This window comes from Cellulomonas soli, assembly GCF_052036975.1.
Taxonomy (GTDB): domain Bacteria; phylum Actinomycetota; class Actinomycetes; order Actinomycetales; family Cellulomonadaceae; genus Cellulomonas; species Cellulomonas soli_A.
Genome location: NZ_JBQIAR010000016.1, coordinates 40885 through 66957 on the forward strand (window position 1 = coordinate 40885; position 26073 = coordinate 66957).

At 73.3% G+C, this 26073-nt stretch carries 28 protein-coding genes and 1 tRNA gene; 19 read left to right on the forward strand and 10 right to left on the reverse strand.

Annotated elements, in window-relative coordinates; all coding sequences use genetic code 11:
• The first annotated feature begins 76 nt into the window (after nucleotides 1–76).
• Entirely contained in the window at nucleotides 77–628 is a 552-nt protein-coding gene (locus tag ACTHAM_RS15195) for a hypothetical protein (protein ID WP_440688940.1), read from the forward strand.
• On the opposite strand, the gene ACTHAM_RS15200 is transcribed toward ACTHAM_RS15195, so the two are convergent.
• The 3 genes from ACTHAM_RS15200 to ACTHAM_RS15210 form a co-directional block, all read right to left on the reverse strand.
• On the reverse strand, nucleotides 625–1509 hold the full coding sequence (locus ACTHAM_RS15200; RefSeq protein WP_440688942.1) for a hypothetical protein: 885 nt from the start codon (nucleotides 1507–1509) through the stop codon (nucleotides 625–627). The two genes, ACTHAM_RS15195 and ACTHAM_RS15200, sit on opposite strands and share 4 nt — an antisense overlap.
• 1 nt (nucleotide 1510) lies before the next feature.
• Nucleotides 1511–1606 (reverse strand) — tRNA-OTHER (locus ACTHAM_RS15205).
• Between the two features lie 157 nt (nucleotides 1607–1763).
• Nucleotides 1764–2996: an NAD(P)/FAD-dependent oxidoreductase gene (locus ACTHAM_RS15210; protein WP_440688944.1), complete on the reverse strand. Its 1233-nt coding sequence runs from the start codon at nucleotides 2994–2996 to the stop codon at nucleotides 1764–1766.
• An 85-nt stretch (nucleotides 2997–3081) separates the two neighbouring features.
• On the opposite strand from ACTHAM_RS15210, the gene ACTHAM_RS15215 reads away from it, so the two are divergent.
• A complete protein-coding gene (locus ACTHAM_RS15215) occupies nucleotides 3082–3735 on the forward strand; it encodes a hypothetical protein (protein WP_440688946.1) in 654 nt (217 codons plus the stop codon).
• Nucleotides 3736–3777: 42 nt separating this feature from the next.
• On the opposite strand, the gene ACTHAM_RS15220 is transcribed toward ACTHAM_RS15215, so the two are convergent.
• A complete protein-coding gene (locus tag ACTHAM_RS15220) occupies nucleotides 3778–4152 on the reverse strand; it encodes a VOC family protein (RefSeq protein WP_440688948.1) in 375 nt (124 codons plus the stop codon).
• Nucleotides 4153–4305: 153 nt separating this feature from the next.
• On the opposite strand from ACTHAM_RS15220, the gene ACTHAM_RS15225 reads away from it, so the two are divergent.
• Nucleotides 4306–4734, forward strand: a complete 429-nt coding sequence (locus ACTHAM_RS15225) for a hypothetical protein (protein ID WP_440688950.1) — start codon at nucleotides 4306–4308, stop codon at nucleotides 4732–4734.
• An 18-nt stretch (nucleotides 4735–4752) separates the two neighbouring features.
• Here ACTHAM_RS15225 and ACTHAM_RS15230 read toward each other — a convergent pair whose 3' ends face one another.
• Complete coding sequence (locus ACTHAM_RS15230; protein WP_440688952.1) at nucleotides 4753–6384, reverse strand: alpha-amylase; 1632 nt, start codon at nucleotides 6382–6384, stop codon at nucleotides 4753–4755.
• 176 nt (nucleotides 6385–6560) lie between these two features.
• On the opposite strand from ACTHAM_RS15230, the gene ACTHAM_RS15235 reads away from it, so the two are divergent.
• The 16 genes from ACTHAM_RS15235 to ACTHAM_RS15310 all read left to right on the forward strand — a co-directional run bounded on the left by ACTHAM_RS15235 (nucleotide 6561) and on the right by ACTHAM_RS15310 (nucleotide 20404).
• Entirely contained in the window at nucleotides 6561–6995 is a 435-nt protein-coding gene (locus tag ACTHAM_RS15235; protein ID WP_440688954.1) for a hypothetical protein, read from the forward strand.
• Complete coding sequence (locus ACTHAM_RS15240) at nucleotides 6992–7918, forward strand: hypothetical protein (RefSeq protein WP_440688956.1); 927 nt, start codon at nucleotides 6992–6994, stop codon at nucleotides 7916–7918. The genes ACTHAM_RS15235 and ACTHAM_RS15240 overlap by 4 nt, the downstream gene beginning before the upstream one ends.
• Nucleotides 7905–9248, forward strand: coding sequence for a V-type ATPase 116kDa subunit family protein (locus ACTHAM_RS15245; RefSeq protein WP_440688958.1), 1344 nt, complete (start codon nucleotides 7905–7907; stop codon nucleotides 9246–9248). The genes ACTHAM_RS15240 and ACTHAM_RS15245 overlap by 14 nt, the downstream gene beginning before the upstream one ends.
• Nucleotides 9245–9685, forward strand: coding sequence for an ATP synthase subunit C (locus tag ACTHAM_RS15250; protein ID WP_440688960.1), 441 nt, complete (start codon nucleotides 9245–9247; stop codon nucleotides 9683–9685). Before ACTHAM_RS15245 ends, ACTHAM_RS15250 begins: the two co-directional genes overlap by 4 nt.
• Before the next feature lie 11 nt (nucleotides 9686–9696).
• Nucleotides 9697–9924 (forward strand): V-type ATP synthase subunit F, encoded by a 228-nt coding sequence (locus tag ACTHAM_RS15255; protein WP_440688962.1) that lies wholly within the window; start codon nucleotides 9697–9699, stop codon nucleotides 9922–9924.
• The gene (locus ACTHAM_RS15260; RefSeq protein ID WP_440688964.1) at nucleotides 9921–10454 is read left to right on the forward strand and encodes a V-type ATP synthase subunit E family protein; all 534 of its coding nucleotides are present in this window, start codon (nucleotides 9921–9923) and stop codon (nucleotides 10452–10454) included. The genes ACTHAM_RS15255 and ACTHAM_RS15260 overlap by 4 nt, the downstream gene beginning before the upstream one ends.
• Nucleotides 10433–12166 carry a V-type ATP synthase subunit A gene (locus ACTHAM_RS15265; RefSeq protein WP_440688966.1) on the forward strand — a complete coding sequence of 578 codons (1734 nt, stop codon included), beginning with the start codon at nucleotides 10433–10435 and terminating at the stop codon, nucleotides 12164–12166. Before ACTHAM_RS15260 ends, ACTHAM_RS15265 begins: the two co-directional genes overlap by 22 nt.
• The gene (locus tag ACTHAM_RS15270; RefSeq protein WP_440688968.1) at nucleotides 12163–13635 is read left to right on the forward strand and encodes a V-type ATP synthase subunit B; all 1473 of its coding nucleotides are present in this window, start codon (nucleotides 12163–12165) and stop codon (nucleotides 13633–13635) included. Before ACTHAM_RS15265 ends, ACTHAM_RS15270 begins: the two co-directional genes overlap by 4 nt.
• On the forward strand, nucleotides 13632–14216 hold the full coding sequence (locus tag ACTHAM_RS15275; RefSeq protein ID WP_440688970.1) for a V-type ATP synthase subunit D: 585 nt from the start codon (nucleotides 13632–13634) through the stop codon (nucleotides 14214–14216). Before ACTHAM_RS15270 ends, ACTHAM_RS15275 begins: the two co-directional genes overlap by 4 nt.
• Entirely contained in the window at nucleotides 14198–14695 is a 498-nt protein-coding gene (locus ACTHAM_RS15280; RefSeq protein WP_440688972.1) for a universal stress protein, read from the forward strand. Before ACTHAM_RS15275 ends, ACTHAM_RS15280 begins: the two co-directional genes overlap by 19 nt.
• A 96-nt stretch (nucleotides 14696–14791) precedes the next feature.
• Complete coding sequence (acpS, locus tag ACTHAM_RS15285; protein WP_440688974.1) at nucleotides 14792–15211, forward strand: holo-ACP synthase; 420 nt, start codon at nucleotides 14792–14794, stop codon at nucleotides 15209–15211.
• Nucleotides 15208–16995 (forward strand): acetate--CoA ligase, encoded by a 1788-nt coding sequence (gene acsA / locus ACTHAM_RS15290; RefSeq protein WP_440688976.1) that lies wholly within the window; start codon nucleotides 15208–15210, stop codon nucleotides 16993–16995. Before acpS ends, acsA begins: the two co-directional genes overlap by 4 nt.
• Nucleotides 16992–17978 carry a pyruvate dehydrogenase (acetyl-transferring) E1 component subunit alpha gene (gene pdhA / locus ACTHAM_RS15295; RefSeq protein ID WP_440688978.1) on the forward strand — a complete coding sequence of 329 codons (987 nt, stop codon included), beginning with the start codon at nucleotides 16992–16994 and terminating at the stop codon, nucleotides 17976–17978. The genes acsA and pdhA overlap by 4 nt, the downstream gene beginning before the upstream one ends.
• On the forward strand, nucleotides 17975–18958 hold the full coding sequence (locus ACTHAM_RS15300; protein WP_440688980.1) for an alpha-ketoacid dehydrogenase subunit beta: 984 nt from the start codon (nucleotides 17975–17977) through the stop codon (nucleotides 18956–18958). Before pdhA ends, ACTHAM_RS15300 begins: the two co-directional genes overlap by 4 nt.
• On the forward strand, nucleotides 18951–20138 hold the full coding sequence (locus ACTHAM_RS15305) for a dihydrolipoamide acetyltransferase family protein (RefSeq protein WP_440688982.1): 1188 nt from the start codon (nucleotides 18951–18953) through the stop codon (nucleotides 20136–20138). Before ACTHAM_RS15300 ends, ACTHAM_RS15305 begins: the two co-directional genes overlap by 8 nt.
• Before the next feature lie 11 nt (nucleotides 20139–20149).
• Nucleotides 20150–20404, forward strand: coding sequence for an acyl carrier protein (locus ACTHAM_RS15310; RefSeq protein ID WP_440688984.1), 255 nt, complete (start codon nucleotides 20150–20152; stop codon nucleotides 20402–20404).
• Nucleotides 20405–20425: 21 nt separating this feature from the next.
• Here ACTHAM_RS15310 and ACTHAM_RS15315 read toward each other — a convergent pair whose 3' ends face one another.
• The 5 genes from ACTHAM_RS15315 to ACTHAM_RS15335 all read right to left on the reverse strand — a co-directional run bounded on the left by ACTHAM_RS15315 (nucleotide 20426) and on the right by ACTHAM_RS15335 (nucleotide 26071).
• Nucleotides 20426–21127: a hypothetical protein gene (locus tag ACTHAM_RS15315; protein ID WP_440688986.1), complete on the reverse strand. Its 702-nt coding sequence runs from the start codon at nucleotides 21125–21127 to the stop codon at nucleotides 20426–20428.
• Nucleotides 21127–21501, reverse strand: a complete 375-nt coding sequence (locus tag ACTHAM_RS15320; RefSeq protein WP_440688988.1) for a PH domain-containing protein — start codon at nucleotides 21499–21501, stop codon at nucleotides 21127–21129. Before ACTHAM_RS15320 ends, ACTHAM_RS15315 begins: the two co-directional genes overlap by 1 nt.
• A gap of 147 nt (nucleotides 21502–21648) precedes the next feature.
• A complete protein-coding gene (locus ACTHAM_RS15325) occupies nucleotides 21649–22194 on the reverse strand; it encodes a hypothetical protein (protein ID WP_440688990.1) in 546 nt (181 codons plus the stop codon).
• An 87-nt stretch (nucleotides 22195–22281) separates the two neighbouring features.
• Nucleotides 22282–23712 carry an MSCRAMM family protein gene (locus ACTHAM_RS15330; RefSeq protein WP_440688992.1) on the reverse strand — a complete coding sequence of 477 codons (1431 nt, stop codon included), beginning with the start codon at nucleotides 23710–23712 and terminating at the stop codon, nucleotides 22282–22284.
• A gap of 169 nt (nucleotides 23713–23881) precedes the next feature.
• Nucleotides 23882–26071: an ABC transporter permease gene (locus tag ACTHAM_RS15335; RefSeq protein ID WP_440688994.1), complete on the reverse strand. Its 2190-nt coding sequence runs from the start codon at nucleotides 26069–26071 to the stop codon at nucleotides 23882–23884.
• Between the last annotated feature and the right edge of the window lie 2 nt (nucleotides 26072–26073).

Here is a 26073-nt window from a genome sequence, read left to right on the forward strand (position 1 = left end):
AGGCGGCGGAGCTTGTGCGCCGACTCCACTCATTCGGCTCTAGCTTCGCGAACGGCCCGCTGCGAAGCTCCGCTCCATGGGGGTGGTGCAGCACCACAGGTTCGTGCGCGGTGAGGTCTCGCCCGGAGAACGGGTCGAACTCGCCCGCGTCGATGCGCTAGCAGCGCAGCTGGTGAACCACCTAGACAGTTCGTCGGACGCTATCGATCTCGTGCACATTCACCGGGCGGCAAGCAAAGTCGTTCAGGACATCGTGGCGGAGCTGCTGACCGACGAGCTCGGCTTCAGCCCCGAAGTAGTCCTCACACCCGACAAGGGATTCGTCACCCGAGCACGACCCGACTTCGTGTACTCGCTCGGCCCGGGGCGGGGCGTGATCGCCGAGGTGGAGCGCGGCGGGACAACGACCAACAACCACGATCTGAAGGACCTCTGGAAGACGCACATCGCCTCGGACGTACAGCACCTCTTCCTAGTCGTGCCAAACGCGAACTGGAATGAGGCGGGCGGGCCTCGGGAACACCCGTACGGCCGCGTGTTGACGCGCCTGTCCAGCTTCTTCGGCGACCCACGACGCGAGGTGGACGTCTTGAGCGTCCACCTGTTCGGGTACGGCCGACCGTTCTAGGGCCGGGCGAACCTGAGCCGTGCCTCCGAGGCGTTGAGGGCGCACAGAGCGACCATGTACTCCACCGACACGCCGCGGCACGACTGCTGCGGCGCCGGAGTGAATCCGCTCTGAAGGAGAAGTTGACGCATTCTGCGTGCGGTCTTCGCCGCAGACCCGGGCCACATTCGCGCGAAGACCTGGCGGTCACCCTCGCTGAACCTACTCCCAAGTTCACGCCTCAATATATCTTCGACGTACTCTTCCAAGTTGAGACGCTCAACGACTCGCCGATCAAGTTTCCGCACGACTATGTGGGCAGCCTCGATGATCGACGCAACGTCCTTGAAGCGGGGCGACCCGCCTGACTCTGCCAGAGCGATGGTCCTTGAGACATCAAGCCCTCGGAAGTTGTCGCGGATGTACTCGGCCGATCTGAGCAACTCCGCCCGAACTCTGGCATCCAGTCGTGACTGAGACATCGTATGCACGATCCGGTTCCTCCAGTGGATGGCCAGCCGCACCAGGAGTTCTTCTGGAGACTCCGCTACACCGACGGCCTTGGCCACGCACCTAAGGCGCTCCGACGCCCCCGCGTCCGCAGGCACGCTGGCGATCAGGACGCCAGCGGTCCTGGACAGCGCCGATCGATAGCCGTCGACGAGGTCCGCGATCCAGGTCAGAGATGTCTTGAGAGCATAGTCGCGACTGCGTTCCGCAGAACGGCGCTCATCCTTCGGACTCCACGACGTGGAGAACTCAGTATTCAGCGTCGCCCGACCTTCACGGACAGCATCCAGTCCGACCAGAACGGTGATCAGGAAGTGATTGTTCTGGCCCGCATTGAGCTTGAAATCCCGCCGCGCACGCGTGACCATAAGGCCAAGCTGTTCATCTCCCACGTGCGCTGGCTCGATTCGAACGAGCGCCTCCCGCTCTAAGGGGCCTCAAGTCGAGGCATATGAAGGCGGGCGTCTTGGGCCACTAGACCATCAGCGCGATGCTCAAAGTAGCAGGCAAGCACGCCTGCGCTTCGGGATGCACGTTTGGGTAACCGCGCCTGCCGTGCACCGGCAAGTCGCCGGGGTAGCCATCGGTCCTGCACTCGGCCCCTCGAGCTCACCGAGGTGGGCCCGCCCCCGGTCGAGCGTTGCGGTCAGGCGGCCGGGGTCCCCCCGTCAAGCCAGGCCGACATCCCCCGCGCCGCCACCACCCCCGTGCTGAACGAGGCCTGCAGCAGGTACCCGCCCGTGGAGGCCTCCCAGTCGAGCATCTCGCCTGCGACGAACGTGCCGGGCACCCGGCGGAGCATCAGCGTGTCGTCGACCTCCGACCAGGTGATGCCACCGGCGGTGGAGATGGCGCGGTCGATGGGCATGGTGCCGGTGATCGTGACGGGGACGCCCTTGACCAGGGCGGCGGTCGCGGCGGGGTCGTCGGGCAGGGCGCCGGCGGTCGCCTCCCACATCAGGGCGAGCGAGGCGGGGTCGAGGCCGAGGGTGCGGCGCAGCCAGCTGGAGCGGGAGTCCTTGGGGCGCCGGGTGCGGAGGCGGTCGGTGAGCTGGTCGGTGGCGAGGTCTGGGCGCAGGTCGACCAGCAGCGTGCAGCGGCCGTCGGCGTCGAGGGCGTCGCGGACGGGGACGCCGAGGGCGTAGACGGGTCCGCCCTCGATGCCGGTGCGGGTGAGCATCGCGTCGCCGCGTGACGGCGGGCCGTCGTGGCCGCGGACGGTCAGGGCGACGTGCTTGAGCGGGGTGCCCGGGAAGCGGCCGACGAACGCGTCGGTCCAGTCGACGCGTAGGCCGACGTTGGCGGGGCGCAGCGGGGCGACCTCGATCCCCCGTTGCGTGAACGGGTCGACCCATCCGCCGTCGGCGCCCAGTCGCGGCCAGGACGCACCGCCGAGCGCGAAGAGCACCACGTCGTGCGTGACCTCGTGGGGCACGTCGTCGGGGCCGGTGATGCGCAACGCGCCGTCGTCCGTCCAGCCGGTCCAGCGGTGCCGGCGCCGGACGTCCACCCCGAGCTCGGTCAGCCGCGCCAGCCACGCGCGGACCAGGGGTGTGGCCCGGAAGGACTGCGGGAACACCCGCCCGCTCGACCCGACGAACGTGGGCTCCCCCAGGCCGGCGCACCACTCGCGCAGGTCGGCGGGCCCGAACACGTCGAGCATCGGGGCGAGCCTGTCGGCGGAGCGGCCGTACCGGGGCAGCATGCGGTCGCGCGCCTCGGAGTGCGTGATGTTGAGCCCGCCGTGCCCGGCGAGCAGGAACTTGCGCGTCGGTGACGGCATCCGCTCGTACACCGTGACGTGCACGCCGGCGCGGGCCAGCACCTCCGCGGCGATCAGCCCTGCGGGCCCCCCACCGATCACGCCCGCTGTCCTCATCGGGCGAACGTAGCCCAGACCGCGCAGGTCGCAGCGCGCCGGCCCCGGGTGCGAGGGCGGCGGAGACGGCCGTTACGCTCTCCGCATGTCATCCCATGTCCGTTATGTCCGTTCTCCTCCCTGCCTGCTCCGTCTGGTCGCCCTCGCCGCCGGCGTGAGCCTGCTCGCCGCGTGCGGAGGGGCCGACGAGGGGCCCGCGCTGATCACCGGCGTCCCCGCCGGGTACGCGAACGGCATCGTCGAGGGCCACGAGCGCTACCCCGACGTCGGGACCACCGGCATGGGTGACTTCGACTGGGACTGCCCGCTGGAGCAGTCGATCGAGGTCGACGGCCGCACGCACGACAACGTCCAGACCACGGTCTTCGCCCAGCCTCTGGAGGGTGTGTTCGTCGTCCAGTGCGACTTCTACAAGCCGACGTCGGCCAGCCTCATCTACACCGAGGCGGTCGACGACGCCGCCTACGACGACCTGGTCGAGGCCACCGGCGCCTACGAGCAGCAGGGCAACGTGCAGACCGAGACCTCCGTGACCGTCGGGGAACGGGAGTTCGTCGTCGTCCGCTGGGAGTACCCGACGAACGAGGCCGCGGGCATCGGCTACGTGGCGCACTACCTCGACGAGTCGACCCGCTCGCGGGTCTCGCTCGACGTGGACGGCTCCGGCGACCGCTCCGAGGCGTACGACGAGACGCAGGCGGCTCACGACCTCGCGGCGATCCTCACCGGCGGCAGCTGACCTCGTCGCCAGTCCGCCCCGCTCAGAGCCGGACCGGTGCGCTCAGGCCGGTTCGCCCGTGTCCGTGGTGCCTTCGTACAGCCCGACCTCGTTGCCGTCGGGGTCGACGAACACCGCCCACCAGCTCGTCGGGCTGATCTCCGACTTCGGCATGGCGACCGTGCCACCGAGGGCCGTGACCTTGGCGAGGGCGTCGTCGATCGAGTCGACCTCCACGTACGAACGGGGCGAACGGAACCCGTTGCTGCGCGGGGCCAGGCCGCCGCCGCTGATCTTGTTGGGCGCCTGCCACATGGGGTAGCCCTCGAAGCCGGGCACCTCCTGGATGTCCCAGCCGAACAGCCCGCCGTAGAAGGCCGTGGCCCGCGCCAGGTCGTCGACGGGGATGTCGATGTGCGTGATGTCGCCGTGCGCCATGCCGTCTCCCAGGGGTCGGCGCCCACGCTGGTGCGGGCACGTGCGAACCACGGTAGGCACGCTCCCCCGGGGCTGCACCCGGCGGGGCCGACCCGTGGACCGGGCGCCGCGTACGGCGACGTACGCTCAGGGATCGTGGCCACGTTCTCCTCTGTGTCGAAGCAGCATGTCCTCCAGGCGATCACCGAGTACGACGATCGGGGCAGGGAGGAGTTCCTCCAGCTGTACGGCTTCGCGCCGTCCCACGAGCACACGCTCGTGCACGAGGGCCGCAGCTACGACGCGCGGGCCCTGCTCGGGCTCGCACACCGGTTCGCCACCGGGCGCCTGGCCAGCTCCGACGAGTTCGACAGCGGCCCGGAGGCGGCCGTCGCGATCCTGCGCAAGCGCGGGTTCGAGGTCACCGAGCCCGCGGGCGTCGTCCGGGCAGCACCGGCCCGTGCGCCGCGCGCACCCCAGGCCCCTCGCGCGCCCCGCACTCCCGTCGCGCGGCCGTCCGCCGTCCGCGAGGCCCCGGAGCGGATCTGCCCGACGTGCTCGATGGCACTGCCGGCCACCGGCCGCTGCGACAACTGCGACTGACCTCGCGGACGACCCCGGTCAGACCCGGGTGGCCGTGGTGATCGCGACCGCGCCCCGGGCCGGGACCGTCACGACGGCCGTGCCGTCCGCGCCCACCGTGATGCTCGTGCCGCGGCACGAACCGGCAGCCGAGCCACCGGTGAGCAGGTCGCAGTAGGTGCCGGCGACCAGCCCGGTCTGCAGGGTCCGGGTGGTCGGTGACGTGGCGTCGTTGAGCGCCGTCCACCCCGTGCTCCCGCGGCTGAACGCGATGAGGTCAGCGCCGTCGTCGGACCAGTTCGTGACGGTGGCGTCACCCACGGCGTTGCGGAACGCCACCATGCCGAGCACGGCGGGGTCCCGGTCGAGGCAGTCCCAGGCGCCGCTGCCGCACTCCGTGCCACTGACCATGCCCGCACCGTCCGACGGCGGGGAGTCGTCTGAGGACGACCAGGCGAACGACGAGTACACCTGGGCCCGCCCGTAGTCGTCCGCGAGCACGAACAACGTGGCCAGCCGGTTCGTGGCGGCGTCGTGGGAACCGATCGACACGCCGCTGCGGTCGGTGTCGTGGTTCATCACGAACGTCAGGGAGTCGGACGACGGGACCAGGCCGTCCCCGAACGTCCGCAGCGAGGAGATGCTGCCCGCGAACGCCCGCTTCAGCTGCACGGAGGCGTCCAGGCCGAGCACGCTGCCCAGCTCGGCGTACGCCGCCTGGGAGAGCTCGCCCTTGCCGCCGAACACCTCGAGCGCCACGTACGGCTCGGTGCCGTCGACCGTCGGGTCCAGCCCGTCGATGATGGCCTGCAGATCTGCGAGCGGGATGTGCTTGGCGGCGTCCACCCGGAACCCCGAGACCCCGTAGCCGAGCAGCTTGTTCAGGTAGGTCACGATGGCCCCCCGCACGTAGCTGCTCTCGGTCCGGAGGTCCTCCAACCCGGACAGCATGCAGAAGTGCACCTGCGTGGCGTCGTCGTAGTCCTCGACGCGCCCGGATGCGGTCGGGCACTCGCTCGCCTGGTGGAAGTCGGCCGGGGTGTACAGGCCGGGGTAGGTCATCGCGGTGTACATGTGGCCGCTGTACGACGTCGCCCCGTCGGCCGTGGTGTCGGCACCGGACATGTGGTTGATCACGGCGTCCACGTACACGTGCACCCCCGCCGCGCGGCAGGTCTGCACCATGCTGACGAACGCCGCCTCGTCGCCCATCCGACTGTTCAGGTCGTACCCGGCAGGCTGGTACACCTCCCACCACGGGTGGGTGTCCCAGTCGAGCCGCACGGAGTCCTGCGGCGGGGCGACCTGCACCCCGCCGTACCCGTGCGGGCCCAGCACCGTCGTGCACTCGGTGGCGACCGACGCCCAGCTCCATTCGAACAGGTTGGCGATGACGTCACCGGACGGGGTGGGCGCCGCCGGACCGGCCGCCGCGTCCGTGGTGGTCGCCGCGGCGGCGGTCGGGGCGACGGCCGTCGCCGCTTCGCCCACGGCCCCGCTGGTCGGTGACGATACGGCACCAGCGCCTGCGGCGGTCGGGGCCGCCGTCGCCGCGGCGGAGGTCCGGGCAGGGTGGGCCGCAGCCTGCGGGGTCCCGTGGTGCGGCCACGCCTGCACCGCGGTTGCCGACACCCCGAGCGCCACGATCGCGGCCACCCCGGCGATCACCACGGTGCGTCGACCTCCACGCCCACCTGCACGTCCGCCTGCCCGTCCTGCACCGCTCGTCATGGCGGCGACCCTAACAGTCCGAAATGTCCGTTCCTGACCGCCCTTGACGCCGCGCACTGGCGGCCACCGGCGGCGCGCGTAGAGTCCGAAGGGTCCGAAGACCTCGAGGAGATGCGATGGCGCGTCTGAGCATCCTCGACCGGTTCCGGCCCGTGGGCGCACCCGGGCCCGCCGGGCCCCTGGGAGTTCCCGCCACCACCGAGGCGCCTTTCGAGGCCGAGCTCGCGCCCGTCTTCGCCGCCCTGTCCGGCGACCTCGAGACCTGCCGGCGACTCGTCGACGACGCCCGCCAGGAGGCCGACGGGATCGTCGCCGAGGCCCGCGCCCGCGCCACCGCGGTCGTCGCCGAGGCCCGGCTCGCCCAGGCTGCGGCGCGCGCCGAGGCCGCCGAAGGGATCGGGAAGGCCGCCGACGAGCAGGACGCCCGCACCCTCGAGGCCGCCCGCGCCGCCGCCGACCGGCTGCAGGCCGCCGGCACCGCGCGCCTGGCCGGCACCGCGCAGCTCGTCGTCGACCGGCTGCTCGCGGACCACCTGGCGTCACGGCCATGAACTCCGACTGGGTGGCCGCCGCGGTCCGGGCCCGCGCGCTGGCGCGACGCCGCTTCGGCGCCGCCGGCTGCCGCACCGTCGCCGCGCAGCCCGACCTGGCCACGGCCCTCACCCGGCTCGACGGCAGCATGTACGCCGAACGCCTGCACGACGCCACCGACCTGGCGGCCGCCGAACGGGCCCTCGACGACACGACCGTGTGGCAGCTGCGGGTGCTGGCCGGCTGGGTACCGGCCGGATCGTCACGCCTGTGCCGGACCGCCGCCGGACGCTACGAACGCGACGACATCGTGGCCCTGGCCCGGCACCTCCAGGACGGTCGGACGCTCACCCCACCGCACGAGCTCGGCACCCTGGCCACCGCCTGGCCGCAGCTCCGCACCGCCACGACACTGCCCGAGCTGCGCACCGCGCTGCGCCGCTCGCCCTGGGGCGAGGTCGACACCGACGGCACCACCTGGCTGCGGGACACCCTCACCCTGGTGTGGTGGCGCCGGCTCGCCGACGTCGCACCGCCGGCCCGGCCCTGGGCGCAGACCGCCGCGGCCCTGCTCGCCGCGCGCCTCGTGCTCGTCGACCGCACCCCACCGCCACCCCGGATCCCCGTCCTCCTGCGGCCCCTGATCGGCAGCGGGTGGCAGGACACGCACGACCTCACCGCGCTCCGCGAGACGCTGCCCCGGGCCACGCACGCCGTGCTGCGCGGGCTCGACCACCCCGACCGGCTCTGGCAGGGCGAGGTCCGCGCCCAGGTGGCCGTCGAGACGGACGGCACCCGCCTGCTGCGCGGCGCACTGCCCGGACCCGACGTGGTGCTGGGCGCCGCCGCGGTCCTCATGGTCGACGCGTGGCGCGTGCGGGCGGCCCTCGCCGCCGCCGCACGCGGAACCGGACCCGGTGAGGTCCTCGATGCCGTCGCGTGACCGGCTGCGGCCGCTGCACATGGAACGGGTCGCCCTGGTGGCCCCGCAGGACCGGTTGCGCCCCGCGCTCGCCGACGCGGCCCGCTCCGGGGTCGTCGAGCTGGACCTGCCGTACACGCCCGGTGACGGACCCGACGAGCTCGACCGGGCCCAGGCCGTCGCCGCCACCCACGGCCCCGTCGCCGGCGTCGTCGGATGGGTGCCCTCGCGCGAGGTGGGCGACCTGGCCGCACGGCTCGCCGTGCACGGGGCGGCGCTCGTCCCTCTCACCCACCCCCGCGGCGTGCAACCGCCGACACTCATCGCGCGGACCCGCACCCCCCGGCTGTCCCGGACACTCGTCGACACCTACGGCACCGTGCCCTACCAGGACGTCGACCCGGCCCGGGCCGCAGGGCTCGCCTACGTCGTCATGGTCGGCATGATGTTCGGGGACGTCGGCCACGGTGCCGTGCTCGTCGGCTGCGGGCTCCTGCTGCACAGCGGACGGGTCACCCGGCTGCGACCCCTGCGCCGCACCTGGCCGTTCGTCACCGGGGCCGGGCTGGTCTCCATGGGCTTCGGAGCCCTGTACGGCGAGATGTTCGGACCCACCGGCATCATCCCCGTGCTGTGGCTCGACCCGCTCGCCGAACCCGTCCGCCTGCTGCTCACCGCACTGGGCGTCGGCGCCGTGCTGCTGGCCGGCGCCTACACGTACGGCACCATCAACCGGGTCCGTGAGGGTGGCTGGGGCTACGCGCTGTACGCCCGCTCGGGCCTGGCCGGTTCGGGTCTCTTCCTCGCCGCCGGGCTGGCCGTGTGGGGGCTCACCGGTGGTGTGACCGTGCTGGTCACCGCGAGCGCCGTGATCGGTGCCGTCTCGCTCGCCCTGGTCCTCGTCGGGCTGTTCGTCGAGTCCGGCGGTGGCGCCACCGGCGTGTTCCAGGCCGTCGTCGAAGGTGTCGACACGGTCCTGCGCCTCGGTTCGAACATCGTCTCGTTCGCGCGCCTGGCGGCGTTCGGGCTCACCCACGCCGCCCTGCTGAGCGTCGTGTGGGACGGCACGACCGCCCTGTGGGGACCCGGGTGGCGTGGCGTCGCCGCGGTGCTGCTGTTCCTGGTCGGCAACGCGCTGACCTTCGTCCTGGAGGCGCTGGTCGTCGCGATCCAGGCGCTGCGGCTCGAGTACTACGAGCTGTTCTCCCGTGTGTTCCTCACCGAGGGGCGGGCGTTCCGCCCGTGGACCCCGGCGCTGGGCAGCACAACCGACCCGACCGCACCGACCGGGTCGACCGCACCCCCGGAGGCGCTGCACGCCGCCGGCACCAGCGAAGGGCGGCACCCGTGAACCCCTGGATCGTCATGGCCCCCGTGGTCGTGCTCGTCACGGTCGGCGCGCTCGTCCTGACCCACCGGCACCGCCGTGCCGGGGTCGCGGTCCTGGTCGGTGTGGACGTCCTGGCCCTGCTGGGTGCCCTCGCCGTGCTGGTCGTCACCCTGACCGGCTCCCCCGCCGCGGCCGGGTCCGTGCAGGCCGCCGTGCCCGCCGCGGAGGCCGCCGCCACGGGTGGCATCGGCGGACCCGCCCTGATCGCCGCCGCGATCGCCGTGGCCGGCTCGTCCCTCGGGGCGGCGTTCGCCGTCGCCTACACCGGCTCTGCGGCCCTGGCTGCCATGAGCGAACGCCCTGAGATCTTCGGACGCGCCATGGTGGTCGTCGGCCTGGCCGAGGGCATCGCCATCTACGGCCTGATCATCGCGGTCGTGCTCATCGGGCAGGCCTGACGGGCACCGCCATGACCGCCCGCACCGTGGTCGCCGTCGGTGAGGTCGCCCTGATCGGGGGCTACCGGCTCACCGGTGTCGACGTGCGGCCCGCCGAGACCGACGACGAGGTCCGCCGCGCGTGGCAGCACCTGCCCGGGAGTGCCGCCGTCGTCCTGCTCACCGGCCGGGCCGCGCAGGCGATCGGCCCCGCGGTCGACGACCCCGCGTCCCCGCTCACCGTGGTGATCCCGTCATGACCGGCCTGCCGGACCGTGCGCAGGACGCCCTCCACCCGCTGCGGGACGCCCTCCTGGCCGACGCCCACGCGCAGGCCGACGCCCTGCGGCGCGACGCCCGGCAGCGGGCCGACACCCTCCTGGCCGACGCCCACGCCCAGGCCGACGCCCTGCTGGCCGCCGCCACCGCGGACGGCCGCCGCACCGCACGCGCCGCGGCGGCGCTCCGTTCGGCCCGGGCCCGACGCCAGGCGCACGAGACTGTCCTCGCCCGGCAGAACGCCCTGCTCGACGCACTGCGGCAGCAGGTCACCTTGCAGGTCGCCGCCCTGCGCGACGACCCCCGGTACCCCGACCTGGTCGCGCATCTCACCGCCCGCGCGCACCAGGTGCTCGGACCCGACGCGGTCGTCAGCCCCAGCCCGCACGGCGGCGTCGTCGCGCGGTCCGGCAGCCGGCACCTCGACCTGTCGCTGCCCGCACTGGCCACCCGGACGCTCGACGAGATGACCCCGGAGGTGAGCACCCTGTGGACGGCCACGGCACCGTGACCCGCGTCAACGGGCCGCTCGTCGAGGTCGCCGGCCTCGACGGCCTGCGCATGCGCGAGCTCGTGACGCTCGGCACCGGGCAGATCAGCGCCGCCACAGTGGCCGTCGCCGGCGACCGCGCCACCCTCCAGGCGTACGAGTACACCGGTGGCCTGCACGTCGGCGACCCCGTCGGACGCACCGGCGGGGAGCTGTCCGCGCTGCTCGGCCCCGGTCTGCTCGGGCGCGTCTTCGACGGCCTGCTGCGCCCCCTGAGCACCGCACCCCTGTGGCTGACCCCCGACCGGGTCCCGGCCACGCAGGACCCCGACACCCTCGCCCGGCCCTGGACGTTCCAGCCGAAGCACCCGGTCGGGACACCCGTGGCACCGGGCGACGTGCTCGGCACCGTCCCGGACTCCGGCGCGGTCGAGCACCGGGTCCTCGTGCCCGCCGACGCCACCGGCACCCTGACCTGGCTCGCCCCACCCGGCCAGGTCCGGGCGCTCGACGTGATCGCCCGGATCGGCACCCGCGACGTCCGGCTCGCCGAACCGTGGCCCGTGCGTGTGGCCCGACCGTTCCGGGACCGCGCCGTCGGCACCGTCCCGCTGCACACCGGGCAGCGCGTGCTCGACCTGCTGTACCCCGTGGCCCGGGGGGCTGCCGCCGCCGTGCCCGGCGGGTTCGGCACCGGCAAGACCGTGCTCCTGCAGCAGATCGCCAAGTGGTCCGACGCCGACGTCATCGTCTACGTGGGCTGCGGCGAACGCGGCAACGAGATGGCCGACGTGCTCGACGGTCTGGCCCAGCTCGTCGACGACCGCACCGGCGGGCGCCTGATCGACCGGACCGTCATCATCGCCAACACCTCGAACATGCCGATGATGGCCCGCGAGGCGAGCATCTACTCCGGGGTGGCCGTCGCCGAGTACTACCGCGACATGGGGTACGACGTCGTCGTCATCGCGGACTCCACGTCCCGCTGGGCCGAGGCCTTGCGGGAGTTCGCGAACCGTCACGGTGAGCTGCCCGCCGAGGAGGGGTACCCGGCGACCCTCGCCTCCGCGCTCGCCGCGTTCTACGAACGGGCCGGCAGGGTCACCACGCTGGGTGGCCTCGACGGGTCCGTCACGGTGATCGGCGCGGTGTCCCCACCCGGAGGCGACCTGACCGAACCCGTGACCACCTGCACCGAACGTTTCATCCGGTCGCTGTGGCTGCTGGACCGCGACCTGGCGTACGCGCGGCACTACCCCGCGGTGCACTGGGCCGGTTCGTTCGCCCGCGACGCGGACGCCGTGGGCCGGTGGCACACCACGCACGGCGACCCCGGCTGGTCGACCAGACGGGCCCGCGCCGCCGCGCTGCTCGCCGAGGCGGACCGGCTCGCGGACCTCGCCGAGATCGTGGGCACGTCCTCGCTGCCGGGGCACGAACGCATGGTCCTGCTCGGCGGGCGGCTGCTGCGCGACGGTGTGCTGCGGCAGAACGCCCTCAGCGCCCACGACGCGTTCTGCACCGCAGCCAAGGGCGCCGCGCTGCTCGACATGGTGCTCGACGTCACCGACTGCACCCAACGACTCGTCGACCGCGGGGTGGCCGCCACGACCCTCGAGCAGACCGACCTCGGGTCCGTGGTCCGCGCGCGGGAGGAGACCGGCGCGGCCGACGCCGACGGTGTCCGCGAGCGCGCAGCCGCGGCGATCCGGCGGCTCGAGGCCGGCGCATGACCGGGGCGGCGCTCTCGTACGACGACGTGCGTGAGCTGCGCGGCCCGCTGCTCGTGCTCGGAGACGCCGCAGGGGTCGGCTGGGACGAGTTCGCGACCGTCGAGCCGACTCCCCCGGGGGAGCCCCCGCGGCACGGTCTGGTCCTCGAGGTCGACCGGGACCTGGTCACCGTGCAGGTCCTGGAGGGCACCGACGGGCTCACACCCGGCGGGCTGCAGGTGCGGTTCGCGGGGCGGCCCCTGCACGTGCCCGTCGGCGACGGCTGGTTGGGGCGGGTGTGCAACGGCCGCGGCGAACCGCTCGACGGCGGTCCCCCCGTGACGGGCGGCACCGTGATGCCCGTCAACGGCTGGCCGCTCAACCCCGTGCACCGCGAACCGCCGCACGAACCCGTCCTCACCGGCATCTCCGTGATCGACGCGCTGACCACGCTCGTCCGAGGCCAGAAGCTGCCGATCTTCTCCGTGCCGGGGCTGCCCCACCTGACGGTGGCCACGCAGATCGCCGCGCAGGCCAGCGTCGAGGGCACCGGGTTCCGGGTGGTGTTCGCCGCCATGGGCATGCCGCACGCCGACATCGCCACGGTGCGGGACCGGCTCGAGGAGCGGTCCGCCGCCGGTGAGCTGGTGCTGCTGCTGAACTCCGCCGACGACCCGGTCATCGAACGTGTCCTCACGCCGCGCATCGCCCTGACGGTCGCCGAGCACCTGGCCTATGCCGACGGGCACGACGTGCTGGTCGTCATGGCCGACATGACCAGCTACGCCGAGGCGGTCCGGGAGGTGTCGGCCGCACGGCACGAGATCCCGGCCCGCCGCGGCTACCCCGGGTACCTGTACAGCGACCTGGCCGGGCTGTACGAGCGGTGCGGTCGGGTGCGGGGGCGGCCCGGCTCCGTGACGATCGTGCCCGTCCTGACGATGCCCGGCGGCGACATCACCCACCCCGTGCCGGACCTGACGGGGTACATCACGGAAGGCCAGGTGGTGCTCTCACCGGACGTGGCCGCGCGGGGTGTCTACCCGCCGGTCGACGTGCTGTCGTCCTTGTCCCGGCTGATGCGCAGCGGCGCCGGACCGGGCCGCACCCGCGAGGACCACCTGGACGTGGCCGCGCAGGTCATGGCGTCGATCGCCCGGGCCCGGCGGGTCGCCGAACTCGCCGAGCTGATCGGCACCGGTGCACTCAGCGAGACCGACCGCCGCTGCCTGCGGTACGGCACGGTCGTCGAGGAACGCCTCTTCCACCAGGGCACCGACGAGCGCCGCACGATGGACGACACCCTGGACCGGGCGTGGTCCGCGCTGGCCGAGCTGCCCCTGCAGGAGCTGGCGATGCTGCCCCCGGCGCTCCTCGCCCACCACCTGCCCGCCACCGACGGGCCGCCGACACCGGACGGACCGGACGACACCGGTGCCGACACCGCCGCTGACACCGCCACCGACGCCGACGCGAGGAGCCGGGCATGAGCGACACCGGACGCGCCGGCCGCATGCGGCTCGAACGACGCCTGCGCACCGCCCGGCACGGCGCCGAGCTGCTGGACCGCACCCGGCAGATCCTGACCGACGAGCTCGAACGGCTGCAGCTGCACACCGCCCGGCTCGAGCTCGAGTGGGCGGACCACGCCGACCGGGCCGCGACGTGGCAGGAACGGGTCGCCGCGCTCGACGGGCAGGAGGCCATCCGCTGCACCGCACCCACCGCCGCGGCACAGGTCACCGTCGTCTGGGGCGGGGCGATGGGTGCCACCTACCCCGTCGACGCCACCTTCACGGCACCGCAGGCACCCGCCACCGGGGGCAGCTCGGCGCTCGCCCACTCGGCCGCCGCGCACCGCGAGGCCGCCGCCGCTGCCGCGCGCCTCGCCGCCGCGCGTCGGGCGGTCGTGCTGGTCACCGCCCGGCTCGAGTCCACCCGCACCCGGCAGCGCGCTGTCGAGAACCGGTGGATCCCCCGGCTCGAGGAGCAGCTGCAGGTGCTGCGTCGTCGGCTCGACGAGCAGGAGCTCGAGGAGTCCCTGCGCGTGCGATGGGCCGCCGCACCGTGACACCCACGTTCGTGGTGGCGGTCAGCGACTCCGCGGCGGCGTTCGGTGCCGCCGCGGTCGCCGTGACCCACGCCCTGCGGTGGGGCGCACGGCTGCACCTGGTGTCCGTGGTCGAGGACTCCGACCTGCGCCTGCGGCTCGACGCACCGCACGGGCCGGCCCCTGGCACCACCTCTGGACCCACCCCCGACACGGACGACCGACGGGTGCTCGCCGCGACCGCCGCCCTCACCCACGTCTCTGCCCTGTGCGCCGCGGCGGGTGTGCCGTGCACCGCGGTCCGTCGGCGCGGGCACGTGGCCGAGCAGGTCCTCGCCGAGGTGCGCGCCGTCGACGCGACGCTCGTGGTCATGGCCAGGGTCGACCGGCCCGGGCACGCCCTGCCGTACCTCGGCAGCCAGACCGAGCGGGTCCTGGAGTTCGCGACGGTGCCCGTCCTGGTGGTGCCCGTGCCCCCCGCCCCTCGTGCCGCGCCCTGAGTCACGCACCGAGTCGCGCACCGAGCTGCGTCCTGAGTTGCGCACCGGTGCCCCGACCGGGAACGTGGGGAGCAGGCCCGTGCAGGAGGCGCCACCATGGCGAAGCCCCAGTCCGTGCGACACCCCGAGATCGGACTCGGGGTCGACGTCGTCGACGTGGCACGGCTGCGCCGGGTGCTGCGCCTGCGCGGACCCACGCTCGGCGGGCAGGTCTTCACCGCGGGCGAACTCGGCGAGTGCCACGGCTCCGTGCCCCGCCTCGCCGCCCGTCTCGCCGCGAAGGAAGCCACCGCCAAGGCCCTCGGCACCGGGATCGGCCCCGTCGGCTGGCGCGACGTCGAGGTCCGCACCGGCCCGTCCGGCGCACCGCACCTGACCCTGGCCGGAGCCGCCCGCGCCCTGGCCGACGCGCGCGGGCTCGACCGGTGGGCGGTGAGCCTCAGCCACGACACCACGCACGCGCTCGCGGTCGTCGTCGCCACCCCGACCGCACGCAGGATCGAGCAGCTGCCATGAGCCACCCGACCATCCACAAGGGCCCGGCCGACTGGCGGGTGCCGCCACGGCTGCCCCGGGACGCACCCGAACGCACGTCGTTCTCGTGGGACGTGGCCCGGTCGTGGCTCGACGGGCTGCCCGACGGCCAAGGCCTCAACATCGCCCACGAGGCCGTCGACCGGCACGCCGTCGGCCCCACGGCCACACGCACCGCGATCCGCTGGCTCGGCAAGCACGGTGCACGGGAGGACGTCACCTACGACGACCTGCGGCGTCGCACCAACCGGTTCGCGCACGCCCTCGAACGACTCGGGGTGCACCAGGGCGACGCCGTGTTCACGCTCACCGGCCGGGTGCCGGCGCTGTACGCCGTCGCGTTCGGGACCCTCAAGGCCGGCGCCGTGCTCAGCCCGCTGTTCTCCGCGTTCGGCCCCGAACCCGTGCGGCAGCGGCTCGCGATCGGTCAGGGGCGCGTGCTCGTCACCACCCTGCCCGCCTACGAGCGCAAGATCGCCGGCATCCGGGACGCCCTGCCCGACCTCGAGCACGTCCTGCTGACCGACGTCCCCGACGCGGCCTCGGCACCCCCCGGGACGCTGTCGCTGGCCGCGCTCCTCGCCGACGCCCCCGACACGTACGTGATCGGGCCCACCGACCCGCAACAGCCGGCGCTGCTGCACTTCACCAGCGGCACCACGGGCACCCCCAAAGGCGCGGTGCACGTGCACGAGGCCGTCGTCATGCACCACGCCACCGGCCGGTTCGCCCTCGACCTGCACCCCGACGACGTCTACTGGTGCACGGCCGACCCGGGCTGGGTCACCGGGACGTCGTACGGCATCGTCGCGCCGCTCACGCACGGGGTCACCAGCATCGTCGACGAGGCCGAGTTCGACGCCGAACGGTGGTACGGCATCCTGCAGCGCGAGCGCGTGAGCGTCTGGTACACCGCGCCGACGGCCGTCCGGCGGCTCATGCGCCTCGGTGACGACCTGGCCCGGCAGGCGGACCTGAGCGCCCTGCGCTTCGTGGCCAGCGTCGGCGAACCGCTCAACCCGGAGGCCGTCGAGTGGGGCCGTGACGTGCTGGGGCTGCCCGTGCACGACAACTGGTGGCAGACGGAGACCGGCGGGATCATGATCGCCAACACCATCGCCGCGGACATCCGCCCCGGCTCGATGGGTCTGCCGCTGCCCGGTGTCGAGGCCGCCGTACTGCGCCGCGGACCGCAGGGCGTGACCGCCACCGACGGTGCCGTCGAGCAGGTGCCTCCGGGCGTCGAGGGCGAGCTGGCGCTGCGACCCGGATGGCCGTCGATGTTCCGCGGCTACCTGCACGACGACGAGCGTTACCGCCGCTGCTTCGTCGGCGGCTGGTACCTGACGGGCGACCTGGTCACCCGCGACGCCGACGGGTACCTGTGGTTCCTGGGCCGCTCCGACGACGTCATCAAGTCCTCCGGGCACCTCATCGGCCCGTTCGAGGTGGAGAGCACGCTGCTCGAGCACCCCGCCGTCGCGGAGGCCGGGGTCATCGGCACACCCGACCCGCTCGCCGGGGAGGTCGTCAAGGCCTTCGTCGTGCTGCGGCCCGGCAGCATCGCCGACGACGCGCTCGCCCGCGAGCTCGTCGGGTTCGCCCGCGCACGGCTCGGTGCGGCCGTCGCCCCGCGCACCATCAGCTTCGTGGCGGACCTGCCGCACACCCGCAGCGGCAAGATCATGCGCCGCCTGCTGCGCGCCCGGGAGCTCGGCCTGGCGATCGGCGACCTGTCCACCCTCGAAGGAGAGGACCCGACATGACCTCGACCCTCGCCGTGCCACAGCTGGCGGACGGCCCCGAGCTGCTGCGCGACATGCTGCGCGTGCGCCGGTTCGAGGAGCGCTGCGTCGAGCTGTACAGCGCCTCCGCGATCCGCGGGTTCATGCACCTGTACATCGGGGAGGAGGCCGTCGCCGTGGGTGCGAGCCGGGCGCTGCGCCCCGACGACGCCGTGGTCTCCACCTACCGTGAGCACGCCCACGCGCTCCTGCACGGGCTGAGCGCGCGCTCGGTCATGGCCGAGATGTTCGGCCGCGTGGAGGGGTGCAGCCGGGGGCACGGCGGCTCCATGCACCTGTTCGACGTCGACAAGCGGTTCTACGGCGGCAACGGCATCGTCGCCGGTGGCCTGCCCGTGGCCGTCGGCCTGGCGCTCGCCGACCGGATGCGCGGCCTCGACCGCGTCACCGCCTGCTTCTTCGGCGAAGGCGCCATGGCCGAAGGCGAGTTCCACGAGTCGATGAACCTCGCCGCCCTGTGGTCGCTGCCCGTGGTGTTCCTCTGCGAGAACAACCTGTACGCCATGGGGACCGCCCTGGCCCGCTCGGAGTCGCAGACCGACCTCGCGCTCAAGGCCTCCGCGTACGCGGTGACCTCCTGGGCGGTCGACGGCATGGACGTCCTGGCCTGCCGGGACGCGTCCCGCAGGGCGGTCGACATCGCCCGCGCCGGGGGCGGCCCGTGCTTCGTCGAGTACCGCACGTACCGGTTCCGCGCCCACTCGATGTACGACCCGGAGCTGTACCGCAGCAAGGACGAGGTCGACCGGTGGAAGACCCGCGACCCGATCGAGGCGCTGCGCACCCGGCTGACCGACGCCGGGCTCCTCACCGCGACCGACCTCGAGCAGCTGGAGGACCAGGTCGCCGCCGAGATCGACGACGCGGTCGCGTTCGCCGAGGCCGGCAGCCTCGAACCCGTCCAGGACCTCACCCGGTTCGTCTACCAGCGAGCGCTGCCATGACCACCACCACGTTCCGCGCCGCGTACCGCGAAGCCCTGCGGGACGCGCTGCGCCGCGACGAGCTGGCGTTCCTCATGGGTGAGGACGTCGGCCGCTACGGCGGGTGCTTCGGCGTCAGCCAGGGCCTGCTCGAGGAGTTCGGCCCCGAACGCGTCCGTGACACCCCGCTGTCCGAGTCGGGGTTCGTGGGGGCAGGCATCGGTGCGGCCATCAACGGCATGCACCCGGTGGTCGAGGTCATGACGGTCAACTTCAGCCTGCTGGCGCTCGACCAGATCATGAACAACGCCGCCTCGATGCTGCACATGTCCGGCGGTCAGATCAACGTCCCCCTGGTGATCCGGATGACGACCGGCGCGGGCCGTCAGCTCGGGGCGCAGCACTCCCACAGCCTGGAGGGCTGGTACGCGCACATCCCCGGCATCCGCGTGCTCGCACCCGGCACCCTCGAGGACGCCCGGGGGATGCTCTGGACGGCGTTGCAGGACCCCGACCCGGTCCTGCTGTTCGAGCACGGTGCGTCGTACGGCATCGAGGGCGAGCTGGCACCCGACGCCGGACCGGTGGAGATCGACCACGCGGCCGTGCGCCGTGAGGGCGACGACATCACCCTCGTCACGTACGGCGGCTCGCTCCCGCGCACGATGGCCGCCGCGGACCTGCTCGCCGCGGACGGTGTGCAGGCCGAGGTCGTGGACCTGCGCACGCTGCGACCCCTGGACATCGACACGGTCATGCGATCGGTGACCAGGACCCACCGGCTGGTCGTCGTCGACGAGGGGTGGCGCAGCGGCAGCCTGTCGGCGGAGGTGTCCGCCCGCGTGATGGAGGGCGCCTTCTACGAGCTCGACGCCCCGGTCGCCCGGGTGTGCAGCGCCGAGGTGCCGATCCCGTACGCCCGACAGCTGGAGCAGGCGGCCCTGCCGCAGCCCGACGTCGTGGCACGGGTCGCCCGGGAACTGGTGAGCAGCCGTGGCTGAGTTCCGGATGCCGTCGTTGGGCGCCGACATGGAGTCGGGCACGGTCGTCGCGTGGCACGTCGCGGTCGGTGACCGGGTGGCCCGCGGGGACGTGGTCGCCGAGGTCGACACGGACAAGTCGGTGATCGACGTCGAGTGCTTCACCACCGGCACCGTCGAGCAGCTGCTCGTCGAGGAGGGTTCGCGCGTGCCCGTCGGTACACCGCTGGCGATCATCGCCGAGGACGGTGCGGGGCCTGCCACGACGGCCGCGCCTGCTGCGCCGGCCTCCGCGGACCGCCTGCTCGCCTCGCCGCTGGCGCGCCGCCACGCGGAACGGCTGGGGGTCGACCTGTCGGCCGTGACCGGCACCGGGCCGGGTGGCGCGATCACCACCAGCGACGTCGACCACCACGCGACGTCGCACGCCGAACCCCCGCCGCACGCCGCACCGGCCGACGAGCCGCCACCGCCACCGCCACCGCCACCGGCGATGGGACCTGCGCCGACGCCCACGCCGCCCAGCGGTCCCGAGCGCCGGCAGGCCGTGCGGCGGGCCGTCGCGGCCTCGATGGCCCGCTCCAAGCGGGAGATCCCGCACTACTACCTGGCCACCGACATCGACCTGTCCCGCATGGTGCGCTGGCTCGACGCCCGGAACGCCGACGTCCCCGTCACGCAACGCCTGCTGCCCGTCGTCGTCCTGCTCAAGGCCACAGCCCTGGCGTTGCACGAGACACCCGACCTGAACGGGTTCTGGGACGCCGACGCGTTCCGCCCCGCCGAGGCGGTGCACGTCGGCGTGGCGATCGCCCTGCGCGGGGGTGGTCTGGTGGCGCCGGCGCTCCACGACACCGACCGCCGTCCGCTCGACGACCTCATGGAGGGGCTGCGCGACCTGGTCGCCCGGGCCCGCACCGGTCGGCTGCGGTCGTCCGAGGCCTCCGACCCGACGATCACCGTGACCCACCTCGGCGACCAGGGGGTCGACGTGGTGCACCCGGTGATCTACCCGCCGCAGGTCGCCATCGTCGGCTTCGGCAGGGTGCGCCCGCGTCCGTGGGCGGTCGACGGCATGCTCGCCGTCCGCCCGGTCGTCACCGCGACCCTCGCGGCGGACCACCGGGTCACCGACGGGCACCGTGGCGCGGTGCTCCTGACCGCCCTCGACCGCCTGCTTCAGGAACCGGAGGCCCTGTGATGGACGAGGTGATGGACGCACGTGCCCTGCGGGCGACCGTGCTGCGCATCCTCGGGGAGGTCGCGCCCGAGGTCGACGTGGCGGCGGTGGACCCGGCCGAAGACCTGCGCGACCAGCTGGACCTGGACTCGATGGACATCCTCAACCTGGCCATCGGGCTCTTCCAGGCCACCGGCGTGGAGGTCCCCGAACAGGACTACGGGCGCATCGTCACGATCGACGGCTGCGTCGAGTACCTTGCGCAGGCTCGACGCCCGCCAGGCTGAGCCGAGAGACGACCCCAGGGGCTACGGCGTGCTGGCGTCGTCGTCCGCGTGGTTGTTGCCGTCCGAGGTGTACGTCGTGCCATCGGAACGGGTGATGCTGATGTCGACGTCGAAGTCCTCGCCCGCCAGGAACATGCGCTCGAGCTCGTCGAAACGGTCGCGGGTCTCCTGGATGACGGCGTCCAGCTCGGCGGGGTCGTCGCTCGTCTGGGTGGCGAACAGCAGCGCGCTGTTCTCGTCGGCGAGCAGCACCAGGAAGTCGTGGGCGTAGTTCACGCCCTCCTGCGTCTGCGGGACGATCTCGAAGATCGTGCCGTCGTCCATCTTGGCCAGGTACGTGTCGCTGAGCCGCTGACCGTGCTCCACGAGCGGGTTCCACCCGGGGCGGTCGGTGATCGAGTAGGTGTCCGACGGCTGCTCCTGGACCAGGTCGGACACGTCGGCCGTCTGCACCAGCCGGGGGAGCTGCAGGAGCCCGCCGACTGCGGGGACCAGCAGGGCCACGACCGCAAGGGCCCACCACCAACGCGCCCGACCCCACCCCCACGGCGTCTGCGCCGACGGGGGCGGGGCCTGCAGGTTCGCACCGTTGAACACCACACCCGGCACGAACGGCTGGCCGGGCTGCGACCCCGGCGCCGGTCGCTGCGGCAGCACCCCCGGGGAGTGCGGGGCGGCGTACGGGTTCGACGGCACCGCCGGCGGCACGGACCGGTCGGGCATCAGAGCACGTGCTCGCCGAGGATGCGGCTCACCCCGCGGATGTCGACACCGCGGCCGAACTCGAGCCGCACCCGCCCGAGGCTGCTGAACCACAGCTCGAGCTCGGACTCCAGGTCGAACGTGCCGGCCGTCTCGATGGAGAACGCCTGGACCTTGCCGTAGGGCAGCGAGGTCATGTCCTTCTTCTTGCCCGTCATGCCCTGGGTGTTGATCGCGATGATCCGCCGGTTCGTGAACGTCACCGAGTCGCGCACACCCTTGAACGCCAGCTGGACGACCTCGTCGGCGACCAGCAGGTCCTGCAGGTCCTCACGGGCCTTGTCCGCGTCCCACTCGGTCAGCTTCTTGAACGAGGCGTTCTCGAAGTCGATCACTGGCTACCTCCTGTGGTCGCACCCGGGCACCGGACGCGCCGGGCATGTCCGCTTCGTGCGGTTCGGCAGGAAACCCTACCGGCGCGGGCTCCGGCGGTGCGGGCCCGCCCCCAGGCGCGCGAGCAGCGCGCGGCGCCGCGACGAGGGTCAGTACCGCAGGACGCCTGTCGCCGCCCCGCGCTGGATCTCCTCGGCAGCACCCGTCGTGACGATCTCGATGCCGAGCGCCCGCGCCGTGTCCTCGAGCGGTGCGAGCGTGAGCGCCTCGATGTGCACCGACTGGTCGAAGCGCAGCGTGCCGGCCGCGCCCGACACCGTGAACCGGTAGGAGCGGTCCTGCCCGGCCCTGCCCGAGTAGACCAGCTCGGCCTCGATCAGGAGCCGCTCACGCCGCTCGACCAGCAGCTCCTGCGGTCGACCCCACTTGCGCGGTCGGAGCAGTCGCACACCGGTCGGTTCGAGCACCTGGTCCAGCACCCCGTGCCGCGGACCGGTCGCACGCCACCCGGCCACACCATCGACGACCAACCACCCGCCGAGCACGATGCCGACCGCGTACACCACCCACGCCGGGAACGTCCTGCCGCGGTACTCGGCCGTGCCGGTCGCGCCATGCCCGATCTCGACGACCAGCGCGACGAGGGACCCGGTGAACCACACGAACGCGAACACGACGAGCAGCGCCATCGTCACGTGAGCCGTTCGCCGTCGCCTGCCGAATGCCAGCGCGGGTCTGATCTGGTGCACGTCGCTCCTCCGGGGGCTTGGGGTGGCTGGGCGCTATGGGGTCGGGACGATGGTGGTGGCCAGTCGGAGGTCGAGACCGGAGACCACCGCGCCGTCGACGACCCCGACCGAGACCGCCGACTCGAGGTCGGGTACCGCCGGGAAGCACGTGCTCACGTACGCCCCTGCCATGTCGCTGGCGCAGAGCCGGTACGTGCCGTCCGCGAGACCGATCGTGTACGTGCCGTCGGCGGTGGTCGAGGCGTAGCCGGCGTACTCCAGGACAACGCCGACCTCCGTCTCGGCGGCCCGGAACACGGTGACGCCGATGCCGGTGAGCGGGAGACCGTCGAGGTCGGTGATCGTGCCCGACAGCGCGCCGAGGCCGTCGGGCTCCTCACCAGGATCGTCGGTGCCCCAGTCCCACGGCCGGAAAACCACGTCGATCCCGGTCAGGTGCGCACCGGCGGTGACCGCCAGCGTCGTCGCCTCGTGCGGGTCGGTCACGCCCGGGTAGAAGTGCTGGCTGTACGACCCCGACGGTGGCGGGGCGAAGGAGACCTGGTAGGCGCCGGGCGCGAGCCCGTCGATGACGTAGGTGCCGTCCTCGGCGGTGGTCGTCTGCGCCACGGTCGAGAAGTAGCCGCCGTCCTCGACGGACGCGGTCACGTGCGTGCCCGGGACGACGAGACCCTGCTCGTCGGTGACGGTCCCGGTGATCCGCGCCGGTGCCGTGAGCGTGGCGTCGATGCCGGTGACCGCCTGCCCCGGTCCGACCTCGACCGCGGCCGCCTGCCACTGCGTGCCGGCGCCCGGGTAGTACTGGGCGGAGAACGCCGGCGGCGTCGCGAGGCTCGTGAACCCGATCCGGTAGGTGCCTGCGGGAAGACTGCGCACGGTGTACGTGCCGTGGACGCTCGTCGTGGCGGTCCCTGTCGGAAGCCACACACCGACGCCGTCCCGGAACAGCTCGACAGTCACCTGGATGCCCGGCACAGCGGCACCCGACGCGTCCTGCGCGAACCCGACGATCATCGACTCCGGCGGGAGCACGCCATCGACGTGCCGGACGGTCCGCCCGGCACGGACCACCACCTCGTCGCCCTCCAGCACACTCGATGCAGCGGGCTGGTACTGAGCGGCCAGACCCGAACCGGTGCGGGGGACGACGTGCACCCGGTACGTCCCGGCCGGCACGGCGGTCGCCGCGTACCGGCCGTCCTTGCCGGTGGTCGCGGACGCCACCAGGCGCGTCTCGCCGTCTGGGTCGAGCAGCTCGAGCACCTCGATCCGGGCACCGGCGACCCCGTGCCGGGCGGTGTCGGTGATGCGACCGACGATCTTCCCGCCGGTCGCGGCGGACGCGTGCCGCTCGTGCGCCCGGGCCGGCGACCCCGCGGCCACCGTCACCAGGAGGCAGAACGCCCCGACGACAGCGACGAGCCGGACCATCCACGAGGCCCACCAGGCCCCTGCCGACGACATCGGACCCACACCCACGACGACCCCCTGGAGCGCGCTCGGACGAGGGTCGAGACCCTCGCGGATGGGGCGAGCGTAACGACGCGCGCGCGTTCCTGTGCGCGAACTGAGGATCGGGATGTGTCCGTGACCTGGGCGGACGCAGCCCGGACCGGTCGTCCGGCCACGAGGGTCAGGCGGCGCGGGTCCAGCGGGCGAGCTGACCGGCGGGGACCACACGACGCCGGGCGACGGCCGACATCGTCAGGGCGAGCCCGAACAGCATCCACACGAGCAGCAGCACGATCGCGCCACCGACCCCGCCGTCGCCGAGCACCACGCCCTGCAACCCGTCGAGGGCGGCGTTGAGCGGGAGCACGCCGGCGACGTCCACGAGCACCGGCGGCACGGTCGAGATCACGGCCGTGGCCAGGCCGACCACCGCGATCACCACCGAGACGAACCGGCCGATCCCGCCCAGCACCGCGACGAGCCCCTGGTTGACGGCGGCGAACGCGACTCCGGCCAGCACCGCCACCGCGGCGAACGCGACCCACCCCCCTGGGGTCAGGTCGAGGGCACCGGCCATCACGGCGGTGATCGCCAGCCCCTGCAGGATGCCGACCAGCGCGCCGGGGGCGAACTGCTGCAGCGTGATGACGGCCGAAGGCTGGGTGGATCCGAGGGTCTTGCGGCCCACCGCACCGATGACGACGAACGTGGCCAGCGCGCCGAGCCACAGGGCGACGGTTGCCAGGAACGGCACGCTCGTGGAGCCGAACAGGGACGCCTGGTCCTGCTCGCCGTCGTCGGCGACGACGGGGGTGCCGAGCACGTCGGCCATTGTCTGCGCCTCGTCGTCGGTGTAGGTCGGCACCTGCTCGACGGCCTGGTCGAGGCCCGAGGCGAGCTCGTCGGTGCCGGACGACAGGTCGCTCGCACCCGAGCCGAGCTGGGCGGCACCCGTCGACAGGTCGGTGGCACCGGTCGCGGCGGCGTGCATGCCCGAGGCGAGCTGCGCCGCACCCTCGGCGGCCTCACCGGCACCGTCGGCCAGCTGACCGGCACCGTCGGCCGACTGCTGCAGGTACCCGCTGAGGGTGCCCAGACCGGTGGCGGAGGCGGACACGCCGTCGACGAGCTGGTGCACGCCAGCCGTCAGCTGGGTGACGCTGCTGGTCAGCGGCGGGGTCGTCGCCGAGCCGACGTTCACCGAGGTGTTGAGGGCTGCCGCACCCGCCGCGACCTGGGCGGACAGCGCGGTGAGTGTGGCGTGCCCGTCGACGGGCGTCGTGCCCTGCTGGGCGACGACGATGTTCGCGGCGGCCTGGCAGGTGTCCGGCACCCCAGCCAGGCAGGCCTGGGTCGCGGCGTGCAGGGCGTCGAGCACGCCGGCCGCGGTCTGCTGGACGCCTGCGGTGCCCTGGGCCAACCCACTGACCCCTGTCGCGACCCCCGGGCTCCCGTTGATCCCCGCGTTCAGCGCGTCCATGCCCGCACCGAGCTGCTGGGCCTGCGGCACCGCGGCGGTCGCCGTCTGTGCGGACGACGAGGTCTGCGCGGCGATCTGGTCGAGCCCGTCGGCGAGGTCGTCGGCGCCGTTGGTGAGCGCACCGACTCCCTGCGCGAGGCCGTCGGCACCCGAGGCGAGCTGCGCCATGCCGTCGGCGAGCGAGACGGTGCCGGCGGCCAGCTGGGTCGTGCCGTCGGCGAGCTGCCCGGCACCGTCGGCCACCTGGGCGGCGCCGTCGGACGCCTGGCCGAGGCTGTCGTGCAGCGTGGTGAAGCTGAGGAACACGCTGTTGAGGGACGCGTTGGTCAGCTGGGTGTTGAGCAGGCTGACGGCCGTGCTGGTCACGGCCTGCGAGACCGCGCTGTCGACCAGCCGGGAGCGCTCGCTGGTGGCGATGTCGATCGTGGCCTGCACGGCGGCCGACGCGTCCCCGCCGGCGGCGGAGGTCGCCGCGGCGGAGAAGTCGGACGGGATGGTCACGACCGTGGCGTAGCGGCCGTCGACGAGGCCCTCGGCGGCGTCCTCCTCGTCGGTGATGACCCAGGTGAAGTTCTCGGTGGAGCTCGATCCGGCGACGTCCGGCACCGCGTCGGTGTCCTCGCTGGCGCCGGACCCGGTCGAGGTCACCAGGGCGGAGGTCAGCTGCCGCCCGAGCGGCACGGTCTGCCCGTTGAGCTGCACGGGGGTGTCGAGGTTGACCACGGCCGCCTGCATGCGGTCGAGGTGCTCGGTGGGCTGCCAGAGCGCCCAGGTGAGCAGCCCGCCGACGACGAGCGGGACGAGGACGAGCCCGAGGAGGGACACCCAGCCGGCGCGGCCGTGGGTCCGTGCACGTTCGGGCTGCATGAGGATCGTGGACAGCTGCGGCATGG

Bases quoted from the DNA above. Each gene is read 5' to 3' on its own strand.
- ACTHAM_RS15195 (WP_440688940.1), top strand. From the start codon at position 77: ATGGGGGTGGTGCAGCACCACAGGTTCGTGCGCGGTGAGGTCTCGCCC.
- ACTHAM_RS15210 (WP_440688944.1), bottom strand. From the start codon at position 2,996: ATGAGGACAGCGGGCGTGATCGGTGGGGGGCCCGCAGGGCTGATCGCC.
- ACTHAM_RS15215 (WP_440688946.1), top strand. From the start codon at position 3,082: ATGTCATCCCATGTCCGTTATGTCCGTTCTCCTCCCTGCCTGCTCCGT.
- ACTHAM_RS15220 (WP_440688948.1), bottom strand. From the start codon at position 4,152: ATGGCGCACGGCGACATCACGCACATCGACATCCCCGTCGACGACCTG.
- ACTHAM_RS15235 (WP_440688954.1), top strand. From the start codon at position 6,561: ATGGCGCGTCTGAGCATCCTCGACCGGTTCCGGCCCGTGGGCGCACCC.
- ACTHAM_RS15240 (WP_440688956.1), top strand. From the start codon at position 6,992: ATGAACTCCGACTGGGTGGCCGCCGCGGTCCGGGCCCGCGCGCTGGCG.
- ACTHAM_RS15245 (WP_440688958.1), top strand. From the start codon at position 7,905: ATGCCGTCGCGTGACCGGCTGCGGCCGCTGCACATGGAACGGGTCGCC.
- ACTHAM_RS15255 (WP_440688962.1), top strand. From the start codon at position 9,697: ATGACCGCCCGCACCGTGGTCGCCGTCGGTGAGGTCGCCCTGATCGGG.
- ACTHAM_RS15260 (WP_440688964.1), top strand. From the start codon at position 9,921: ATGACCGGCCTGCCGGACCGTGCGCAGGACGCCCTCCACCCGCTGCGG.
- ACTHAM_RS15270 (WP_440688968.1), top strand. From the start codon at position 12,163: ATGACCGGGGCGGCGCTCTCGTACGACGACGTGCGTGAGCTGCGCGGC.
- ACTHAM_RS15275 (WP_440688970.1), top strand. From the start codon at position 13,632: ATGAGCGACACCGGACGCGCCGGCCGCATGCGGCTCGAACGACGCCTG.
- ACTHAM_RS15280 (WP_440688972.1), top strand. From the start codon at position 14,198: ATGGGCCGCCGCACCGTGACACCCACGTTCGTGGTGGCGGTCAGCGAC.
- acpS (WP_440688974.1), top strand. From the start codon at position 14,792: ATGGCGAAGCCCCAGTCCGTGCGACACCCCGAGATCGGACTCGGGGTC.
- acsA (WP_440688976.1), top strand. From the start codon at position 15,208: ATGAGCCACCCGACCATCCACAAGGGCCCGGCCGACTGGCGGGTGCCG.
- pdhA (WP_440688978.1), top strand. From the start codon at position 16,992: ATGACCTCGACCCTCGCCGTGCCACAGCTGGCGGACGGCCCCGAGCTG.
- ACTHAM_RS15300 (WP_440688980.1), top strand. From the start codon at position 17,975: ATGACCACCACCACGTTCCGCGCCGCGTACCGCGAAGCCCTGCGGGAC.
- ACTHAM_RS15310 (WP_440688984.1), top strand. From the start codon at position 20,150: ATGGACGCACGTGCCCTGCGGGCGACCGTGCTGCGCATCCTCGGGGAG.
- ACTHAM_RS15315 (WP_440688986.1), bottom strand. From the start codon at position 21,127: ATGCCCGACCGGTCCGTGCCGCCGGCGGTGCCGTCGAACCCGTACGCC.
- ACTHAM_RS15330 (WP_440688992.1), bottom strand. From the start codon at position 23,712: ATGTCGTCGGCAGGGGCCTGGTGGGCCTCGTGGATGGTCCGGCTCGTC.
- ACTHAM_RS15335 (WP_440688994.1), bottom strand. From the start codon at position 26,071: ATGCCGCAGCTGTCCACGATCCTCATGCAGCCCGAACGTGCACGGACC.